Below are 19,762 nucleotides of genomic sequence, written 5' to 3'. Positions count from 1 at the left end.
TTTATTTTCCTACGCTTAAGAAAAAATCGATTCTTTCGTTCCGATCCACTTCATAAGCTCCGTTGCCCGGGATCAAAGGGAGCGTTTCTCCATATCCTCTGAATCTATATCTTCCGAATTCATGATCTTTTCCGAATAAGGATTGGAATACCTTCTTCGCTTTTTCTTCGGAAGCTCTTAGATTGTATTCGTCGTCTCCTCGATGAGAAGTGTGGATTTGCAGTTCGGCTTTATATCCCGGAAATTTGTTTAAGACCGATTTTAGTTTAGAAGGTAAGGTCCACCATTTGTCCTCATAGATCCGATTCGGGATTGAGAATCTGAAACCTTCTTTTTCCTTTACGACCAGGATATCCGTTTTGATATCTCCTAGTTCCAATTCTTCTTCTCCGCCGAATACGTCTTTATAAGAGAGAACAAATCTTAGTTCGGCAAGAGATCCTATTCTTCTACCTTGATCGTCTAATCCGTACCAGATCAATTTATCCGGACCGTTTCCCGTCCCGTTCCAGCTTCGGACGACTCTTTCTTCCTGCTTTTCCCCATCATAATAGGATTCCATAATATTGATCTTCCAGGATACGATTGGAAGTCCTTTTGATCTTAGACGGATCTCTACCAGATCTTTTTGCCAATCTCCATCAGGAGTAAAACCGTTTGGAGAAACATCATAGGAGAATTTCGGTTTTTGATCGGAAAGCTGGAATTTTTTAGGAACGCTGATGTGTTTGTCGTATCTATTATGGACGGTTAAACGATAAAAATAGACTCCCGGTCCTAAAGGTTTGTTTTCCCTGTTTTTGGGCTCCCAGAACAATTCAGCAGGCGGTTCGCCTAAGGATCTTTGGGAGAAGACCAAATTGTCCTCTTTTACTTCGTTCTTAAAAATTTCCAATTCGTAGGAATCCGATTTTAATTTGGAGGAAACGTATGAGGAAAACTTAATGCGATTTAACGTATTGTTCGGATCCGAAGGGAATAGATATCCTTCTACGTTTAGATCAACTCCGGAAGATTCGTTTTTTATCGTCAGATTTTCGATCTTGTCTATGGATTCGTTCCCTGCAGGATCTCTACCGGTAAGTTTATAAGTATAAAGCCCCGGAGCGACAGGTTTACCGTTGGAATCCGTTCCGTCCCAAACGAGTTGAAATGGGACTTCCCTTGTTCTCCAAGTATAAGCTTTTAAGGACCTGCCTTCAAGGTCCAAAAATTCTCCGATAAAAATGTCCGCTGATTCTCCGGAAGTTTTCTGTTGTATGATGATCTTGGACAAATTCCTATCTTCGCTTAATAGTAATTTCGTCTTACAATTTGCTTCCGCTTTAGGAGGTCTTGCGTCCAGATAGAATGTGGACTCTTCGGAAAGGATCCTTTCTTTGTTCGCTGTTAGCAAAAATAACTGATAGGTATAATATCCGTCTCCCACGGGAACGCCGTTCTCATTCTCCCCATCCCATTCTAGGATAGAAGGTAGATAAATATCTTCCGGAGCGAATTCATTCTCGTCTGAAAAAAGTGTGAATCCTTTTTTGCGGATCTTACCTGCTTCGAATTTTCGTACAATTTCCCCGGAGGCGCTTCTAATCGTAAGCTCCCAATCTTGAAGTTTGGGCAAAGAAGAAGTTTGGATCTTGAATCGCAGAATATCCGAGACCCCATCCCAGTTCGGAGAGAATGAGCCCGATTCCGTGCTGATGAGCGAATTTGCGGAAATCGAGGTAGCGTATAAGATCCAAAGAAGACCTAAAAAAGGAAAATTTTTTCCGAACATGCTACTAGGAAATTCCTTCCGAGAAAAAATGCACTTATGTTTTATCCTCTAGTTTTCTGTTTCGGATGGAACCCAAATGAGTGCCGGCCTCGGAGGTCTCCGATATTTCCGTATAACGTTTTAATGCAAATGTTACTGAGGCAAATGCGATTTCCTCCCAAGGGATCTCTTCCGGTGTGAATAGTTTTACTTCTTCAGATTCGGGACTTTCTGAAAAAATTCCGTCTATCAAATTGGCGAGGAAGAACATATACACTTGGCTAATATGAGGGATACTATATACCGAATGAAGTCTGATTATATCTATCTTCGCGTTTGCTTCTTCCGATGTTTCTCTTACAGCGCCTTCTTCTACCGTTTCCCTATTCTCTAAAAATCCGGCGGGTAGGGTCCAGTATCCTTTTCTGGGTTCTATTGCACGTTTGCAGAGCAGTATTTTCCCTTCCCAGATAGGAATGGTCCCGACGATCACCTTTGGATTTTGGTAATGTATGGTACCACAGTTCTCACAGACATGTCTAGTGAGACTGTCTCCTTCCGGGATTTTTTGGACTACCTCCGCCCCGCAAACGCTACAAAATTTCATGTTTTAGAAAACCTTCTCCAAGCTAAGATCGCTTCGAATAATAACCAAACGGTTAGAAAAATCAAAACTCCTCCGACTGCTGCCAGCAAATAACTAGGGGATTTGGAGAATAAGAAGTCGTAGAAGTTAATGACCATCGCCCATAATGTAGCACCTAATACGAATACCATAGGTATAAAACTGATCCACGTCTTTTTTTTAGAGTATAATAGATAGATTGTGATGACAAGTAAAGCAAGTCCTGCAAGTAACTGGTTCGTGGTTCCGAATAGTTTCCAAAGTGCCAATCCTGCAGCGGTCTTTTTTCCTCCCTGATCTATCTGTAAGAATGCAAAAAATCCGATGGCCGCACAAGCAAGGATACTAGAAACATAACGATTTCCTAAAGTTTTCTCGATCGTTTTCGATCCGAAACTTTCCGCAATCTCTTCTATATTATATCTTAATAATCTAGTTGCAGAATCCAACGAAGTTAAGGCAAAACTTACTACCACAAGCGCGATAAAACCTTGCGCAAAATCTTCGTCGAAACCTAATTGAGAGATAAATCTTCCGGTTCCGTAGATATAGGCTCCTACGGAAGGAGCTAAACCTTGGATACCCGACCAGGATTTATAAAAGGAAGACCACTCTCCCGCTGAAGCAAATCCGATCGTGCAGGCAACAACCGATGTCAGACCTAAAAGAGACTCGCCGATCATCCCACCGTATCCGATCACTCTTGCGTCAATTTCTCTATCCAATTGTTTAGCCGTGGTCCCGGAACTTACCAAAGCATGAAAACCTGAAACGGCGCCGCATGCGATAGTTATGAATACGAACGGAATGATATCCATGTCCACTTTTTCGGTCCGGATTGCTTCCGCGTTAAAGGAGGAAAATTCACCGAAGATACTTCCTTTTGCGAACCCGAAATAGATTGCGACAATTCCAATATACAGTAGGAAAGAATTGATATAGTCCCTACTTTGGAGAAGAAGCCAAACCGGAGTGACGGAGGCCAAGAAAGCATATATTAGAAGTATAATTTTCCAGCTTGGGACACCGGGGGATTTCTCTACATCATTTAAACCCGTCCAGGTCAGGATGGAATCGTTCATCCCAAGCACCATAATTACTAATGTAAGAGCCACGGATGCGAACGTAAGAGGACCAAGTTTCATTCCTTTTTTATAATGAAGCCAACCTACCAAGATGGCAAACAGCATGATCCCTGCAGTCGGAATGACCGCTTCAGGAAAATGGCTTCTGAGTTTAATGGGAGAAGAAGGAGTTTCCACTCTCACTTCGGAAGGATGCACATGATCTTTGATGCTCGGAGTAGTTTGTGTTTGTTCGATTTTAGGCGGAGGGATAACAGGAGCCTGTTTCAATTTCGGATCCGCGGAGAACATTTCCGCAAGAACGATCACGAACACACCCATAGCTAAAGCTACTAAGAAAAAAATGATCGCATGAAATAAACTTCTCGCCCTAGGTCCTAAAAGATCTTGGGCCACTTGGCCTATGGATTTTCCTTGGTTCCGGATAGAAACTACAATCGCTCCGAAATCATGAACACAACCTACAAAAATCCCGCCCAATACCACCCAAAGCATTGCAGGCAACCATCCCCAGATCACTGCAACCGCAGGGCCTAAGATGGGAGCAAGTCCCGCGATGGAAGCAAAATGATGACCGAATAGAACTGCAGGCTTCGTAGGAAGATAATCCACACCGTCGTTGAATTTATGAGCGGGTGTATCGCCCACTGTGTCTTTGAGTTGAAAAATGGACTTAGATAGAAATCCGGAGTAAAACTTATAACCTAAAAAATAAAGAGTGAAACAACCGAAAACCGCAAGAAGGGGTAACATGTGGGAAAAATCTCGTTTTATGCGGCCCGGATCAAATCTTTTTTCTCGGGAAAATGAATGGACAAACTCAGGTACGGGCAGAGGGTCTAAGTATAGGTTCTTGCTTTGAACGCCCGAAGTTTCGATCAGGTCAAATCATCCTTAGAGGACGTAATTTTCGAATTACAGTCCGGGAGTAATGATTGTGAGTGGTTCATCTCCTCCGAGAAACTGATCGAAATTTTGGAGATCCGAAGAGAGGATTATTTTAAACTTTTATATACTCTCAGAGGAGAAAGGGAATATTCCTCCAAAGGTTCCCAAGGATTTACCCAAGATAATGCGGATCTTCTCATTTTATTATTGGAGAAGGTCTTAAAAATAGAAGGCCTCGCCTATGAATTCGCAAAGGGCGGAGTATATTTTGATGATCGCTATCTGGATGAATTCCGTTCTTATTTAAAAGAGATTGTTCTTTCCAAATTGGAAAGACATGATCTGGATAAGGAACTTCTGCTTTTACTTATTTCTTCCACAAAAAAATTCGAGGATGCATTCGATTCTTATTTCGACGATAAATTCGATCTGCAAAGATTAGTGGACAATGGGATCTCGGAATTTTTGGACAGAAAAAGTTTTTCGGGAGATTTTGGAGCGGACGTCTTCTTAAAAAACTATTTCTACCAAATCTTAAATACAAAATTATTCCCTATCCGACAAATCACTTCCGAATATAGGGATAGAGCTTATTACGAAATTTTCGGAAAATTTCGGGAAGAAGAAAAAGAAAAGACTAAAAAGAAAAAATCCAATTTCCGCAAAAAGTTCTCTTCGAGATCGTTTTACGAGGATGAAGACTCGGAAACAAGAGAACATCGTGAATTTTTAGGACTCTCCGAAGAATACACAAAAGCTGAATTAAAAAATAAATACAAAGAGATGATCAAAAAATACCACCCGGATGTAAACAAAGACGGACTGGAAATGACCCAAAGGATCATAGCATCGTATAATTTTTTAGTAATGAAAGATCGTTGATCAAGGTTTGATTTCTTTTATAGGCAAGACCTTCCATTGCCGATCCGCTTTTACGATATTTCCGGGTACATCTTTTTCCCAAAAACCGTGAACTTTTTCGTTATAGTTCAGATATAATTTACCTGATACAATTTTCCAAGCCTTAGGATCCGTTTCATACGCTTCTCCGTCTCTCATTGCGTATGCACAATAACCTCCGTATTGAGGAGTGAATTTATCCGGGGACTTCTTGAAAGTTTCCAGATTTTTTTCGGAAGAGAATCTCCACTCAGCACCTTTCCAAAGGTAGTTGAATTTAGGATTTCCTTCTTTCGGTTTGGATTCCGTAAAATAAGCGACCACGTCGTAACCGTGGATCGCGGTTTTTCCATTTGCTTTAAAGATTGGGTCTACGAGCTGTCTGCCTGAGCAGTCCAAGAATAGTAAAAATAGGATCGGAAAAAAATATGACTTGTTCATGTATCCTTCTTCGGATCGGATCGAAATAGGTTACATCGGAGAAAATATGTCTTTCATCGGAGTAGGCTTAAGAAAAGAACATTATCCTTATTTAAGAAAGGGTGAACCTGTCAGGATTTCTTGGTTCGAAGCGATCACAGAAAATTATATGGATACACAAGGTCGCCCCTTGGAAATGTTGGAGTCCATCCGCAAACATTTTCCGATCGCTCTCCATGGAGTTTCCCTATCTATACTTGGCGGAACTTTTCCCGATAAAAAATATCTACAACGATGGAAGGAATTGATCCGAAGAATAGATCCCTTCTTGGTTTCGGATCATCTTTGTTGGACCGAACAATCGGGAAATTATTTACACGACCTTTTACCCTTCCCATTTACGAAAGAATTTTTGGAATTTGCGATAGAGAGAGCCGAACGAATACAAGAAATATTAGGAAGAAGGATCCTATTGGAGAATGTTTCCACTTATTTGAGTTTTCCCCAAAATGAAATGACTGAATGGGAATTTATCTCCGAACTTTCAAAAAAAAGCGGCTGTGGAATTCTATTAGATATTAATAATATATATGTGAACTCTGTAAACCATGGATTTTCCCCGTCCGAATATTTACGTTCTATTCCCTGGGAAAATGTGGGCCAGATCCATCTTGCGGGACATACGGATACAGGAGAATTCCTATTCGATACTCATTCCAGGCCGGTTGCCAAAGAAGTCTGGGAACTATTCTCTTCTTTCTCGGATAAGATCCAAGGAATTCCAATCCTACTAGAATGGGACGAGGATATTCCCGGCTTTCCGGAAATGGAAGAAGAAGCTCTGAAAGCAAAATCCATTTTGGAATCGGTGTCCAAATGAAACCGGAAGAATTCCGAAATTTATTTTATAACGCGCTCTTAGGAAGAGAAGAAGGTCCGCTTCTGCAGGATTATATTCTGCCTGGTGGAAAATTAGAACCAAATTCGGCGATTGCAGTCTACCAAAATGCATACCAAGCTCGATTTACGGAAGTTCTGGGAGAAAAATACGAAACAGTCTGGAAGATTTTAGGAGACGAGGGATTTTTTGGAACTGCAAAGTCGTTTATAGAAGATCATCCATCTCATTCTTATAATATATCGAATTATGGGGAAAGTTTCCCGAACTTCTTAAAGGAAAACTTTTCCGAACATCCTGTTCTGTTTGAAATTGCGGACTTCGAACTTCATGTTTTTAGAATATTCCATTTGCCTAAAAATGCGGAAGATAATCTGCGGAACTCGCTTTCCCGAAATGAAACGGAGGATCTGAAAATTACCTTTCACGGGTCAGTTCGATTTTTAGAATATTCTTATCCAGTTTATGATCTTTGGAAAACCGAAAACTCGGAAGATCTGCCTCAATTCTTAAAGGAAAAAAAACAATATTTGGTCTTAGGAAAAAAAGGATCGGACTTATTCGTTTCCGAGCTGGAAGAATGGGAGTGGACCTTCGGTAAAAGTTTATCTGACGGAAAAAGTATCCTTGAGTCTTTGAAAATTTCAGGAAGTCCGCCGAAAGGATTGGGATCGATTTCAGAATTCCTTTCGGGGATGAAGATAAACCGTCTTGTATCCGAGGTTAACTTTTAAAAGTCCCTTTTTTGTCCTCGCATTCTTTTTTAGTGAGAGAGATCCAGCCTTGTCCTTTGCAGGAATTTTTTCCCGCGCAGCTATGTCCTTTTCCTCCGCAGTCTCCCGTTCCTTTGCAGGAATTGATACCGTGACATTCTCCCTTAGACTCTTCCGTTTTTGCATCTTTCGTTTCGGCCATTGCCCCAGTAGCAAATAAGCCCGTTAGAGCTGCTCCAATGATCATACTTTTGGTTAGATTGTTCATCTTTTCGGTTCTCCGGATGATTTGATCGAAACACGATTTTTAGATTCGATCCATTTTTAATTCGATAAGCAGGGGAGAAGGTTACGTTAAAAAAGGAAAATCCGCAAAGAATGGTCATTAACATCGGGACCTTCTTCCAAAAGCCCCGATTGGTTAAAAATGATTATTCTGGAATTGCTTCGCCTTCGATACGAATAGAAACTTCCTCTCCGATCAAAAGTCCGCCTTTTTCCAAAGGTTTGTTCCAAGCGATATCGAAATCGGCTCTTTTGATCTTCGTTTCCGCTTCGAAACCTAGGTGAGTGTTTCCCCATGGGTCTTTTGCAGAACCGGAAAATTTAACATCTAAAGTAACGGGTTTAGTCACTCCTTTGATAGTCAATTCTCCTTGGATCTTGGAGACTCCACCTTTTTTAACGGTGGCTTTTTTTGCTTTGAATGTAAGAGAAGGATGATCTTCTACATTGAAAAAATCTTTTCCTTTTAAGTGTCCGTCTCTTTTCTCGTCGTTAGTGTTGATCGAAGCCGCTTTGATAGTAACATCCAGGTCGGTAAGAGTGTTGGTAGCTTCGTCGTAAGCGAATTTTCCGCTGAAGTCTTTAAAACTTCCGGATACGTTAGAAATGGTAAGGTGTTTGATCTTGAAGCCAACGCCTGTATGAGCGTTATCTAATTTAAAATTTCCAGCTTGTAGGCCACCGAAAGTTAAAAGCACCAGAAGGCTAGGGATCAGATAAAGTTTCGTTTTCACGAGTGATTTTCTCCTTTGAGAATATTTTGGATTTTAGACTGATCTCCCGGTGTAATTATTGGAATTACAAGTAAAAATACAAAATTTATTCCGAAAAACTTTCTTATAAGTGTTTGTACCGGCAAGAATTCGTTTCATAAATTAGGGGGTAGGGGATGCTTGCCTTCGATCATGAAAACAGCCGGAATTTCAAAAGGATTTATTGTATTTAGTTTATTTTACTTCGGGATCCTAATTTTAGGAAAACCATGGGAGGCCCTTTTTTCGGATCAGTTTCTGAAATACCACCAAGCATATTCCATGTTCCAGTCCGGTTTCAGCACCGAAAATCTGATCTATCCTTCCTTGGATCTGGATCCGAATTACAGTTATTTTTTATGGAAAGCCCCGATGGTCTTTCAGATCGGAGATAGAATGATCGGTCAATATCCGATCTTTCTCACACTTATCATTGCGCCTTTTTTAGTTTTCGGTTGGGTCCCGATCGTTTCCATTTTGATGGGAGTGTTCAATCTAATTTCCGCTTTTATTCTAAGAAGATTTTGGGATCTTTCCTGGTTCTGGCTCGTTTTCACTTTTTTTGGAACTTATATCTTTTTGATGGGGCCGGAACTTTCGGAACATCCCCCTCTTCTTCTTTTAGAATTACTCGGACTCACTTTCTTTTATAAAACGGAAGATAAAATTTTCAATAAGCTGATCGGAGGGATCGCTCTAGGACTCGGAGTTTGGTTAAGATTAGAAGTTCTGATCTTCTTTGTGGTCTTCTGGGCCGTGGGTTGGATCGCTTTCGGAAAAGATTGGTGGAAAAGATCTTTTTGGTTCTCTGTATCTTTTTCGGTAGTTGTACTTCTTCTATTTTTATTCCATACCTTGGATTACCAACATCCGATCGGACCTAGATACTTCCAAAATTTTAATACGGGAGAAGACCAAGGCACGGTTCTTTCCAGAGCGTTTACGATATTGATCGGGACGTACACAATGCCCGGACTTTTGATCTATTTACCGATCCTTCTTCCTTTATTTTATATTTTTGTAAAAAAATCAAAAGAAGGAAAGATAGAAGCTACTTATTCTCATTTAGGGATCAGCTCGTTTGTGTTTATCATACTGATCGCATTCTTAGCTCCCAACGATGGAGTTTCCAATTGGGGACCAAGATACGTTGGACTAGCATTGATCCCGTTCGTTTTGGTTTTGAAAGAAATTGCCGAAGTTTCCGAATTGAAATTAGGAAGATCCGGCAAAAACTTAACGTTTACTATTTTGTTGTTTTATTCTTTCGGAATGACCTTGGCCGGATTTGTGAATTACCAAAGAAGTTCCAAGGAGATCAGAGCGATCCGTTCTATTTATGCGGATTCTCAAGCTTCCAGTCTATTATTCCTGGATGACGTTCTTTGCGGCTCCATCGGGCCTTCTTATTTCCAAAAAAGAGTATTATGTGTTCATAATGAAACTTCTTCCCAAGGAATGGATCATATCGTTTCCTTCCTTTCAAAAAAACATCCGGGAGAAAAAGTCGGATTTATTTCTTATTCGGATGCAGTGGTGGAATATGCGGCAAAACTTCCCGAGTCGGATAATATTCTCATGAACAAATATCGTATGAAAGTATTGGCTGAAGCGGAGATTCGCCCCGTTTGGGTGGAATTATTGGGTCATGCTTGGAAGGAAAAGGAAGTGAAAACGAAGGGTCTTTGGGAATATCGAGAATACGAAATTCCCAAAGATTAGAATGGAATATTAGGAAAATAGATTGTATCTTAGGATACAATAGATGGCCCTAAATCCGTCTTTCCAGCCTATCTTTTTTCCTTCTGCATAAGTGCGTCCGTAATAGGAGATCCCAACTTCGTAAATACGAATGTCGGGGATCTTTGCGATCTTTGCGGTAATTTCAGGTTCGAACCCGAAACGATTTTCTTTAATTTCGATACCTTGTATCACTTCTCTGCGGAATGCCTTGTAACAAGTTTCCATATCGGTCAGATTAATGTTCGTGAACATATTGGAAAGAGTGGTCAAGAATAGATTTCCGAGTCTATGCCAGTAGTATACGACTCTATGAGCCCTTCCGCCCATGAACCTGCTTCCGAAAACCACGTCCGCCTTTCCTTTGTAGATCGGATCGATTACATCCGGAATTTCAAACGGATCGTATTCCAGGTCCGCGTCTTGCACGATGACTATATCACCTTTGGCAGCTTTAAATCCTGTGCGAAGTGCGGCGCCTTTTCCCTGATTTTTTTCGTGGAAAACGAGTTGGTCCACTAACTTCTTAAAAGGAGCGGTCTGTAGGAGTTCCCTCGTTCCGTCCGTGGAAAAATCGTCCACAAGGATGATTTCCTTATCCTTATAAGGGACCTTCTTTACCGTTTCTAAAATGTTTTTGATGGTCTGTTTTTCGTTATAACAGGGAATTACGATGGAAAGTTTCATTTAGCGTCCAGACCGACTAAGTCGCTCATCCGGAAATCCCGGATGATATTTTCGGCTTTAACGATTATTTTTTCCAATGCGATACCGAAAAGTAAATTCTTATACGCTTCCGAAGCTTTCGGATAGTCTCTATCGCTGACTTGTACGGTCATTCTGTCGCTGACCCTATTTTTCTCCACACATTCCAGCGCCGTCTTTCTAAGGCCGGCAAGAGCGATACACACTTCCTTTAGAATGTTCTGGGAATCCCTTTCCATTGTGGATTGGTTCCCGTTCGCGTCCAATAACGCTTTAATATGTTCCGAGATACGGAGAGAAGGCATTCCTCTTTTCGTGATTCCCACTCTTTCTATTACTGAGACACTATCTTGGAAGGCGGAGTATTCCGGCGTTCCCCTAAATATATGGATAAGAACGGGTAGTTCCGTGTCCGCAAATGCGGTCATTGCCCCGTAAAAATATCTCATTTCCGGTCTGGCCAAAGGATGGAAATCCACCCTTTGGTATTTGGAAAGTTTTTCCTCTTGTTCGTCTAGGATACGATTGATCGTCTCTCCCTTGGAAGCATTCCTTCTTTCCGTAAGTTCTTTATGTTTGGTTTTGATCTTTTCCAGAAAGTCCACTTCGTCTTTCAGGAAATTGTCCAGGTTTCCCCGATGTTTTAGGGTTTGGATATAACGATCTTCGAAACCTTTGGCGTCGAAAATTTTAGGACTTTGTTTGGCCCCTTCCCGGTACTCGGTTCGGAGTTTTTCTACGATGTTTTTTATCTCTTGATCGCTAAGTGCCATGCAAAAGGTTTCTATCCTTCGCTATCGGCCCATTTTTGCAAGGAGATAAGTAGTGCTCCTATATCTTCCGAACAATATAATAAGGCGCTTCTGGCATCCTTATACATCTGCTGTTGGTTATAGGCTACTTGTTTTAGGTGATTTTCGTTTTTAGTATTCAGAACATTTAAGGCATTCAGGACCATTTTTTTGAGTTTTCTGGCCAGATCCAAAAGAAGTTCCTGCATTTCCCAGCGGATCACTAACTTTAATTTTTCCAGATCCGACGTTTTGGACTGTAATGCCTGCTTACGATATGACTCGTACTTTGCCACGTAATAGGTAATCGATCTGGGATAAGAAGTCAGCTCTTTATGATAGTTTAATATCTTTTCTAATTTTTGGAAGAACTCAATATCGAATTCTCTCGCTAGGTTTCCTACTATGTTCTTGTTCTCGGAAGGATCTCCGGTAGCTTCGAAAATTTTAGAATTTCTAATATTGTTCAGTACGGACTCGATCCTATCTTTGATCTTCTGGAATTGTTGTACACTATCTTCAATATATTTCGTTTCTCTGTTGGAGCCTGCCTCTATATTTTCTATAAAGACGGGAACATCCTCTTTTCCTTCGTTGGAAGAGAGTCCCGCATCCGAAATATTCAAGTCCACTTTGGAAAGATCGAATATATCGTTTTGAACGGAATTCATTCTGGCGGATAGGTCCGGACCCTCTGCTGGAGTGATGTCTAATTCTTTTTGGGGATTCGGAGTATAAGCTGGCTTTTCCGAATTTGCAGAACTCGGCTTAGTATGTTTGGTTTTTTCGGCCAGATTATCTATCCAGTCTGCACTAGGGTGTTTTGTACTTTTAAGAAGATTGGATAATTTCTCTAAGTCTAAAGGATTGGATTTCGCTTTTGGATTTACTCTTCCCAATTTTGGTCTATTCACATCCGCCTCGGAAGCTTTTTGAAGAGTGATCCGAATGATCTCCGCCTTTCTGCTTTCTTTGTTAAAACGGACCGCATAACGGTTTCCGTTCCTGTCTAAATACTTGGTCCCCAATTGAGCCAAAGAAAGTTTATTAGGATCGATTTCATCGATCGAATTCACAATGATATAGTCTTGTGCGTGTCTGGATATCATGCGAGAAGGCGTCCTTGGGTCTTCTATACGACGAATAATTAATTTCCAATCTTTCGGATAACAAAAAATAGGATGGAAATCCTTCGAAGCAATGCAAAAAAAATTTCCTGAACCTTCCCGCAGCGAGAATAGGGCGAGAAAGCGATCCTATTGCGATTCGGTGACATCGTAGATGCCAAATGTTACTACGAGATCCCTCAGTTGAGGTAAAGACAAATAACGTATTAGTCGAATTAGAAATGATTTCTTGTATGTAACGTTGGGTTGGTTCTATCCGCCGAGACTTGGGCGGCTCCCTTACTAAGCAGTATATTGAACCAAATTTCAAAAATATTTTTGAATAGATTGGAGTGAGCGCTTTCCCATCCCCTCCGCCTGCACATCCTGTGCAGAGCTCCGGGTCACTTCGCCATCCTGGCTTCGCTCTCAGGGAAAGAACTTACTCCTGGGGTTATTTCCTTAAAAAATTTTTGAGATAGGCTTTGTAAAAGACCCGTAAAAGCTCGTTGACAGGCTACTTGGGTACGAAAATCTGGGCGTAATCCCTTAATAGGAAGTAGATCCTTGGCGAATATTAAATCTTCAGAAAAAGATATCCGTAGAACGAAACGCAGGAATGCGGCGAATTCTCAAAACAGGAATCGCCTTAGAACCCAAGCTAAAAAGATCCTGAAAGCGCTCCAAGACGGAGAGAAAGACTCCTTAAAATCTTTGTTCAGTCAATATTCTTCTCTTCTGGACAAAGCTGCGAAAACCAACCTGATCCACTCTAGAAATGCGGACCGCAAAAAGAGTCGGATGGCATTGCGTATCAATCAGGCTGCAACCGCATAATAACCGTAATCATTACGGGCGATTAGCTCAGCTGGGAGAGCGCCTCCCTTACAAGGAGGATGTCGGCAGTTCGATCCTGTCATCGCCCATGTTCTCATCCCAAATCTTAAAACATTCCCCGGAATCATGGCTCTAAATCATCAAAAACCGGTCTTCCAACACCCGGATTTGATGGTCTCCGTGTCCGGAATCCGGGGAATCATTCCCACCGGATTAAGTCCCGACGTAATTTTCCATTCTCTCATGGCCTTCGGGTCCAGACTCAAAGGAAACGCAGTCGTCATCGGAAGGGATTCTCGTCCGAGCGGAGCTTATATAGAAAATATCGCGATCGGGATCATGCTCGCCATGGGCAAAAATGTGATCCGTCTCGGGATTGTTCCAACTCCTACCGTCAAGGCGGTGGTGGCTCAATCAGGGGCGGCAGGTGGGATCATGATTTCCGCTTCTCATAATCCGGTGATCTGGAATGCATTTAAGTTTATCGGACCTGGCGGGTTTTTTACGAATGCCCAAGACTTAGAGGGTCTTTTGGATCTGGTCCGAAAAGAAGATTATAAACCTTTCCAATTCAAACCGAATACGAATGTGGAAGATGGTACCGATAGGATCCAAGCCCATATTGATTCCGTTTTAGCTCGGGTAAACGTGTCCGCGATCAAACGGAAAAAATTCACCGTATTTTTAGATGCAGTCAATGGCGGGGGGAGCTTCGTTTTACCGGAATTGTTAAGGCGCTTGGGTTGTAAGGTGATTTTGCAGCACTGTACTCCCGACGGAACATTTCCTCGTCCTCCTGAACCTACGCCGGAAGCGCTCAAACAATCATCTCGTCTGATCAAAAAGTCCAAGGCGGATATCGGTTTTGCTTTGGATCCGGATGCGGATAGACTTGTCGTTTTATCTCCTAAAAAAGGAGCTATCTCCGAAGAATTAACTCTTCCCCTTAGCTTTATGTCCTACCTTGGTTCCAATTCCCTGCCGAAGAAGGCATCCATCACGGTAAACCTCTCTACTAGCTTTGTGAACGATTGGGTTGCGGATTCTGTTGGAATTCCGACTTATCGATCTAAGGTGGGGGAAGCCAATGTTGTGGCAGAAATGATACACCGTAAGTCGGTTTTCGGCGGAGAAGGGAATGGAGGAGTGATCGATCCGGCAATTCCTTCTTTTGGAAGGGATTCTCTTTCGGGGGTGGCTCATATACTGAATCTGCTTGCCCTAAAGGGGGAAGATGCTGAAACTGTGATCGGTAGTCTTCCTGCGGTCTATATGCGCAAGATCGCCTACAAAATCGCGGGGCAGAAGACGGAGCAGATTTATTCTAAGTTTCGCAGCGCCTTCTCCGAATATAAAGAAGATTCGAGAGACGGTTTACGTTTAGCGAACCAGGACTCTTGGATACATATTCGACCCTCGAATACCGAGCCGATCCTCCGGTTGATTGGAGAGGCCAGAACCAAAAAGGATCTGGAATCCCTTTTAAATAAAGCCGGAAAGATCATGGAGAATTCATAATATATGTGTGGAATCGTAGGATACGCTGGTGATAAAAACGTAGAATCCGTGCTCATAGTAGGGCTCATCGGCTTGGAGTATCGTGGATACGATTCGGCCGGGATCGCGGTCCTGGACAAAGGAGAGATCCAAGTCCGCAAACAAAAAGGTAAAATTAAGGATCTGGAAAATTACCTAAAAGAACATCCGATCCGAGGTAATGTGGGTATAGGCCATACTCGCTGGGCTACTCACGGTGAACCTAACCAGATCAATGCTCACCCTCATACCGATTCCAAATCCACCGTTGCAGTAGTTCATAACGGAATTATAGAAAATTATTCGGAGCTTCGCCAAGAACTGAAACAAAAAGGTTTTGTATTTCATAGTATGACGGATACGGAAGTTCTCCCCAATCTTTTGGCGGAGAGCAGAAAAAGAGGCTTATCCAATAAGGAAGCTTTTTTAGATCTATTTAATAGAGTTCACGGTAAATGGGCGATCGCAGTCGTATTCGACAACGAGCCGGATCGAGTGTATTTTGCCCAGGACGGCGCACCTTTACTATTAGGAAGAGGTAAGGAAGAATATTATCTTGCTTCCGATATTTCTCCTCTTACTCGAAACTGCAGAGAAGTCTATTATATCAACTCCAAGGAATGGGGATATTTTACAAAAACCGAATGTAAGATCTTCGGGTTCGACGGTTCCGAAAAAGAGATCGAATTCAAAAAGCAAGATATCAAGTTCGAGGACGTCGACAAAGGCGGTTATCCTCATTTTATGATCAAGGAAATCCACGAACAGCCCGGGATCTTCCGCCGTATCATCCAGTCTCGTATCAGCGAAGCCGGAGAGATAGAATTTCCGGAGAGTACGATTTCCAGAGAAATGATGTCCAAGGTAAATCGTATCATCATTCAAGCAGCCGGAACCAGCTACTATGCGGGAATGCTTGGAAAACATTATCTCGAAAATTTCGCAAAGATCCAAACGGATACGGAAACCTCTTCCGAGTTCCGTTACCGAAACCCTGTGGTGGAAGGTGATACGCTGATCGTAGGGATTTCTCAATCCGGAGAAACTGCGGATACTCTTGCTTCTTTACTGGAAGCTAAGGCAAAATTTATCAAAGTTCTTTCCTTGGTAAATAATGTGAACTCCACCATCGCAAGGGAATCCGATTCATTTATCAGAACGGATGCAGGACCGGAGATCGGCGTTGCGAGTACAAAGGCGTTTACTGCACAGGTAATCAACCTTCTTCTTTTTTCCTTATATGTAGCTCGTTTGAAATGGATCGTTTCCGACGAAGAACTCAGGACTTTAATTGAAGAGATCCGACTTCTCCCAGGCAAAATGGAAAGGATTTTAGCTCAGGCCCATATCTTGGAAACTTGGGCGGCGGATTTTACTAAAACCAAAGATTTTGTATTTTTAGGAAGGACCTATAATCATCCGGTTGCGTTAGAAGGTGCCTTGAAATTAAAAGAGGTCTCTTACATTCACGCTTCCGGTTACGCCGGCGGGGAATTCAAACACGGGCCGATCGCACTCATTACAAACGAAGTGCCGGTCGTATGTATCGCGACCAAATCCGAAATTTATAGCAAAATGCTTTCCAATATCCAGGAAATCAAGGCAAGAAACGGGATCATTATCTCCATCGTAACGGAAGGGGACAGGGAAGCAAAAGAGCTTTCCGACTACTGTTTTGAAGTTCCGGACTGTCCGGAAATTTTGAGTCCGATCCTGAATGTTCTTCCTCTCCAACTTCTGGCCTATTATTCTGCCGTTGCTAGGGGTTGTCCTCCGGACCAACCGAGAAACCTAGCGAAGTCCGTCACAGTGGAGTAGTGAACGCGTGGGCAGAATTCAGAGAATTTGGATCGATGAGAGGGAAACACCTCCCGGTTTGGGGGCTTTAACCAGAATTCGATCTTTCTCGGAGATTCGAGACGGGGTTTTAACTCCACTCCAACGTTTAAAAGAGCAGTATCCGGATTCTAAGATACTATATTCTAACTCGAACTCCGCTTTCGAGAAAACTTTCTTTGAAAGAAACCCAAAAATTTCGGAATACGATGGAAAGGACGTAGATTTGATCATTCGTCCTGAGGATTTTCTTCCTTGGAAATCCTTGGAGTCTGTCGGTAAAAACATAGACCAAGACTTGGAAAATCATAAGGACTTACGTAAATGGGCCCGAAAACTTAAGGTAAAGTCCGGGGATTTCCAAGTAGTAGGAAAATCCAAACACGTTCATATCCATCCTTCCGCTAAAATTTATCCAGGTGTGGTCATCGACGTAACCTCAGGACCTGTAATCATAGACAAGGATGCAAAAGTAACTTCTTTCAGTTTTTTAGAAGGTCCGTTGTACATAGGCCAAGGTACTCATGTGGACAACGCTCGTATCACCGGAAACACTTCCATAGGGAATGTGTGCAGGATAGGTGGCGAAGTCGGGGACAGTATTATATTAGATTTTACGAATAAACATCACGAAGGTTTCTTAGGACATTCCGTGGTGGGAAGCTGGGTCAACCTAGGCGCATTATCCACCACCTCCGATCTAAAAAATAACTACGGTGTAGTTAAGATTAGGGAAGAAAATACGGAGATCACAACAGGTTCCATCAAGTTCGGTTCCATCATCGGAGATTTTTCTAAAATAGGGATCGGAGTGATGTTGAATACCGGAACAGTGGTAGACTTCGGATGTAATGTGGTTTCTTCCAGGGTGAGTGGATATCTTCCTCCTTTTATTTGGGCGGACGGTCAGCCTTATATCTTGGATCTATTCTTACGTGATTCACGCAAGATCATGGCAAGAAGGAACAGAGAACTTTCTCATTCCGAATCGGAACTTATTAGAATTTTATACGAAACCAAGGTCCGGAAATAAAAAAGGACCGGAGGCTCCATGGAAGTTTTGGAATCGCGTATTAGTACGTCTTCCCCCGAATATAAAGAGAATTATAAGGACCTTTCAGAGAAGGTCGCGGATATACGTAAACTTCTCCAAAAAGCCGGACTAGGCGGAGGAGAAAAATCCATCCAGAAACATAAGAGTCGCGGGAAGCTTACCGCAAGAGAAAGGGTACAAGGACTAATAGATCCGAACACTCCTTTCTTAGAATTCTCCGCGTTGGCAGGGGAAAAGGTTTATGCGGATGATGTTCCTTCCGCAGGGATTGTAACCGGGATCGGAAAAATTTCCGGAACTCCATGTGTGATTGTTGCAAACGATGCTACCGTAAAAGGTGGGACTTATTATCCTCTCACTGTCAAAAAACATATCCGTGCTCAAGAGATCGCTTTAGAGAATCGTCTTCCTTGTATTTACCTTGTAGATTCCGGTGGGGCATTTCTTCCGATGCAAGACGAAGTGTTTCCTGATAAATGGCATTTCGGTCGGATCTTCTATAACCAAGCAAATCTTTCTAGACTGGGGATCCCTCAAATCTCCATCGTAATGGGAAGTTGTACCGCGGGTGGAGCATATATCCCTGCGATGTCCGACGAATCCGTGATCGTAAAAGGAAACGGAACCATCTTTTTGGGCGGGCCTCCTCTTGTAAAAGCTGCCACAGGAGAGATCGTCACTCCGGAAGAATTGGGCGGAGCTGACGTTCATTGTAGGATTTCAGGCGTGACTGATCATTATGCGGAGAATGATCCGCATGCACTCGAGATCGCAAGACATATAGTTTCCAGTTTAGGCGCTAGAGCGAAGAAGTTAGAAGAACATATCCATTACGAAGAACCTCTTTATCCTGCCGAGGAAATTTACGGGATCATCCAAAAGGACATTCGCAAACCGTACGATGTGCGAGAAGTGATCGCGAGAGTAGTCGACGGCTCTAGGTTCCAAGAATTCAAAAAATATTATGGAACCACCATAGTCACAGGATTCGCGAATATTTACGGAAAAACAGTCGGCATCATCGCAAATAACGGAGTTCTATTCTCCGAAAGTTCCTTGAAGGCCGCTCATTTCATCCAGCTTTGCAACCAAAGAGAGATCCCTTTACTCTTCCTGCAAAATATCACAGGTTTTATGGTAGGGAAGAAGTATGAGAACTCAGGAATAGCAAAAGACGGTGCAAAAATGGTAAATGCGGTCTCTACTTCCGTAGTTCCTAAATACACAGTAGTGATCGGGGGCTCTTACGGAGCTGGAAATTACGGAATGTGCGGCCGTGCATTCGGACCTAGATTCCTATGGATGTGGCCGAACGCTAGGATCTCAGTGATGGGAGGAGAACAGGCGGCGAATGTTCTACTTACAGTGAAGCAGGAACAATTGGAGAAGGAAGGAAAATCCCTCTCTGACGCTGAACAGGCCGAATTTAAGAGACCCATATTAGAAGATTATGATAATCGTTCTTCTTGTATCTATTCTACCGCAAGGCTTTGGGATGATGGGGTTCTGGATCCAGCGCGTACAAGAGAAGTTTTAGGTTTGGCCTTGTATTCCGATCTTTCTCCTAAGGGTATTGAACCTTCCTACGCAATCTTTCGGATGTGATTTTTCCTCCGAAGGAATGATACCTAAGTATAGTTTTCTCTGCTTAAATTTTATTTTCCCGACAGATCCTGAAAATCTGCCCAATAAGTACGCAAACTGCTAGGCTGTACCAGGAGACTTTCTCCCTAAACTAGGGAGAAATCTGCCTTTAATAAGAATTTAGGTGCATTTTTCTAGCGAAAACCTCATTTAAAGGCTCTTAGCTCCCTCTTCTTTTTTTTTAACCTTTTTTC

Annotated in this window: 18 protein-coding genes and 1 tRNA gene; 10 read left to right on the top strand and 9 right to left on the bottom strand. The window is 42.3% G+C overall.

Translation table 11 applies throughout. The features are described 5' to 3' along the window. Position 1: 1 nt before the first annotated feature. From AB3N61_RS14915 to AB3N61_RS14905, 3 genes are read right to left on the bottom strand one after another with little or no spacing between them, the layout of a single operon-like run. Positions 2-1,774, bottom strand: a complete 1,773-nt coding sequence (locus AB3N61_RS14915) for a cell envelope biogenesis protein OmpA (protein ID WP_367897962.1) — start codon at positions 1,772-1,774, stop codon at positions 2-4. 34 nt (positions 1,775-1,808) lie between these two features. After that, positions 1,809-2,360: an NUDIX hydrolase gene (locus AB3N61_RS14910; protein WP_020769052.1), complete on the bottom strand. Its 552-nt coding sequence runs from the start codon at positions 2,358-2,360 to the stop codon at positions 1,809-1,811. Continuing rightward, positions 2,357-4,216, bottom strand: coding sequence for a carbon starvation protein A (locus AB3N61_RS14905; protein ID WP_020769137.1), 1,860 nt, complete (start codon positions 4,214-4,216; stop codon positions 2,357-2,359). Before AB3N61_RS14905 ends, AB3N61_RS14910 begins: the two co-directional genes overlap by 4 nt. 105 nt (positions 4,217-4,321) lie before the next feature. On the opposite strand from AB3N61_RS14905, the gene AB3N61_RS14900 reads away from it, so the two are divergent. Next, positions 4,322-5,233 (top strand): DnaJ domain-containing protein, encoded by a 912-nt coding sequence (locus tag AB3N61_RS14900; RefSeq protein WP_367897961.1) that lies wholly within the window; start codon positions 4,322-4,324, stop codon positions 5,231-5,233. Here AB3N61_RS14900 and AB3N61_RS14895 read toward each other — a convergent pair whose 3' ends face one another. Further along, the gene (locus AB3N61_RS14895; RefSeq protein WP_020769207.1) at positions 5,234-5,692 is read right to left on the bottom strand and encodes a YHS domain-containing (seleno)protein; all 459 of its coding nucleotides are present in this window, start codon (positions 5,690-5,692) and stop codon (positions 5,234-5,236) included. A gap of 46 nt (positions 5,693-5,738) precedes the next feature. Here AB3N61_RS14895 and AB3N61_RS14890 point away from each other — a divergent pair, with 46 nt between their 5' ends. Both AB3N61_RS14890 and AB3N61_RS14885 read left to right on the top strand, forming a co-directional pair. Next, positions 5,739-6,551 carry a DUF692 domain-containing protein gene (locus tag AB3N61_RS14890; RefSeq protein ID WP_367897960.1) on the top strand — a complete coding sequence of 271 codons (813 nt, stop codon included), beginning with the start codon at positions 5,739-5,741 and terminating at the stop codon, positions 6,549-6,551. After that, positions 6,548-7,303 (top strand): putative DNA-binding domain-containing protein, encoded by a 756-nt coding sequence (locus AB3N61_RS14885; protein WP_367897959.1) that lies wholly within the window; start codon positions 6,548-6,550, stop codon positions 7,301-7,303. The genes AB3N61_RS14890 and AB3N61_RS14885 overlap by 4 nt, the downstream gene beginning before the upstream one ends. Here AB3N61_RS14885 and AB3N61_RS14880 read toward each other — a convergent pair. Both AB3N61_RS14880 and AB3N61_RS14875 read right to left on the bottom strand, forming a co-directional pair. Further along, complete coding sequence (locus AB3N61_RS14880; RefSeq protein ID WP_367897958.1) at positions 7,293-7,550, bottom strand: hypothetical protein; 258 nt, start codon at positions 7,548-7,550, stop codon at positions 7,293-7,295. The genes AB3N61_RS14885 and AB3N61_RS14880 overlap by 11 nt on opposite strands. Before the next feature lie 163 nt (positions 7,551-7,713). Beyond that, positions 7,714-8,301, bottom strand: coding sequence for a YceI family protein (locus AB3N61_RS14875; RefSeq protein WP_020769280.1), 588 nt, complete (start codon positions 8,299-8,301; stop codon positions 7,714-7,716). Positions 8,302-8,472: 171 nt separating this feature from the next. Between AB3N61_RS14875 and AB3N61_RS14870 the strand changes: the two genes are divergently transcribed. Continuing rightward, the gene (locus AB3N61_RS14870; protein ID WP_020769042.1) at positions 8,473-10,041 is read left to right on the top strand and encodes an LA_3751/LA_3752 family putative glycosyltransferase; all 1,569 of its coding nucleotides are present in this window, start codon (positions 8,473-8,475) and stop codon (positions 10,039-10,041) included. Positions 10,042-10,050: 9 nt separating this feature from the next. Here AB3N61_RS14870 and AB3N61_RS14865 read toward each other — a convergent pair whose 3' ends face one another. From AB3N61_RS14865 to AB3N61_RS14855, 3 genes are read right to left on the bottom strand one after another with little or no spacing between them, the layout of a single operon-like run. Continuing rightward, positions 10,051-10,746, bottom strand: a complete 696-nt coding sequence (locus AB3N61_RS14865) for a glycosyltransferase family 2 protein (RefSeq protein WP_020769372.1) — start codon at positions 10,744-10,746, stop codon at positions 10,051-10,053. Then, on the bottom strand, positions 10,743-11,537 hold the full coding sequence (locus tag AB3N61_RS14860) for a hypothetical protein (protein WP_367897957.1): 795 nt from the start codon (positions 11,535-11,537) through the stop codon (positions 10,743-10,745). Before AB3N61_RS14860 ends, AB3N61_RS14865 begins: the two co-directional genes overlap by 4 nt. Positions 11,538-11,548: 11 nt before the next feature. Beyond that, positions 11,549-12,664, bottom strand: a complete 1,116-nt coding sequence (locus AB3N61_RS14855) for an LIC_10450 family protein (protein ID WP_020769177.1) — start codon at positions 12,662-12,664, stop codon at positions 11,549-11,551. Between the two features lie 564 nt (positions 12,665-13,228). Between AB3N61_RS14855 and rpsT the strand changes: the two genes are divergently transcribed. The 6 genes from rpsT (at position 13,229) to AB3N61_RS14825 (ending at position 19,529) form a co-directional block, all read left to right on the top strand. Next, the gene (gene rpsT / locus AB3N61_RS14850) at positions 13,229-13,498 is read left to right on the top strand and encodes a 30S ribosomal protein S20 (RefSeq protein ID WP_008594460.1); all 270 of its coding nucleotides are present in this window, start codon (positions 13,229-13,231) and stop codon (positions 13,496-13,498) included. Between the two features lie 16 nt (positions 13,499-13,514). Beyond that, a tRNA-Val gene (locus AB3N61_RS14845) sits at positions 13,515-13,587 on the top strand. Positions 13,588-13,624: 37 nt separating this feature from the next. Further along, positions 13,625-15,016: a phosphoglucosamine mutase gene (gene glmM, locus AB3N61_RS14840; RefSeq protein WP_367897956.1), complete on the top strand. Its 1,392-nt coding sequence runs from the start codon at positions 13,625-13,627 to the stop codon at positions 15,014-15,016. Positions 15,017-15,019: 3 nt separating this feature from the next. Next, a complete protein-coding gene (gene glmS / locus AB3N61_RS14835) occupies positions 15,020-16,852 on the top strand; it encodes a glutamine--fructose-6-phosphate transaminase (isomerizing) (RefSeq protein WP_020769025.1) in 1,833 nt (610 codons plus the stop codon). Positions 16,853-16,859: 7 nt separating this feature from the next. Further along, entirely contained in the window at positions 16,860-17,903 is a 1,044-nt protein-coding gene (locus AB3N61_RS14830) for a GlmU family protein (protein ID WP_020769261.1), read from the top strand. A gap of 18 nt (positions 17,904-17,921) precedes the next feature. Then, entirely contained in the window at positions 17,922-19,529 is a 1,608-nt protein-coding gene (locus tag AB3N61_RS14825) for a carboxyl transferase domain-containing protein (RefSeq protein ID WP_367897955.1), read from the top strand. Positions 19,530-19,762: the final 233 nt, after the last annotated feature.

Source organism: Leptospira sp. WS58.C1 (genome assembly GCF_040833995.1).
GTDB classification, from domain to species: domain Bacteria; phylum Spirochaetota; class Leptospiria; order Leptospirales; family Leptospiraceae; genus Leptospira_B; species Leptospira_B cinconiae.
This window is presented reverse-complemented; position numbering and strand designations above follow the sequence as displayed.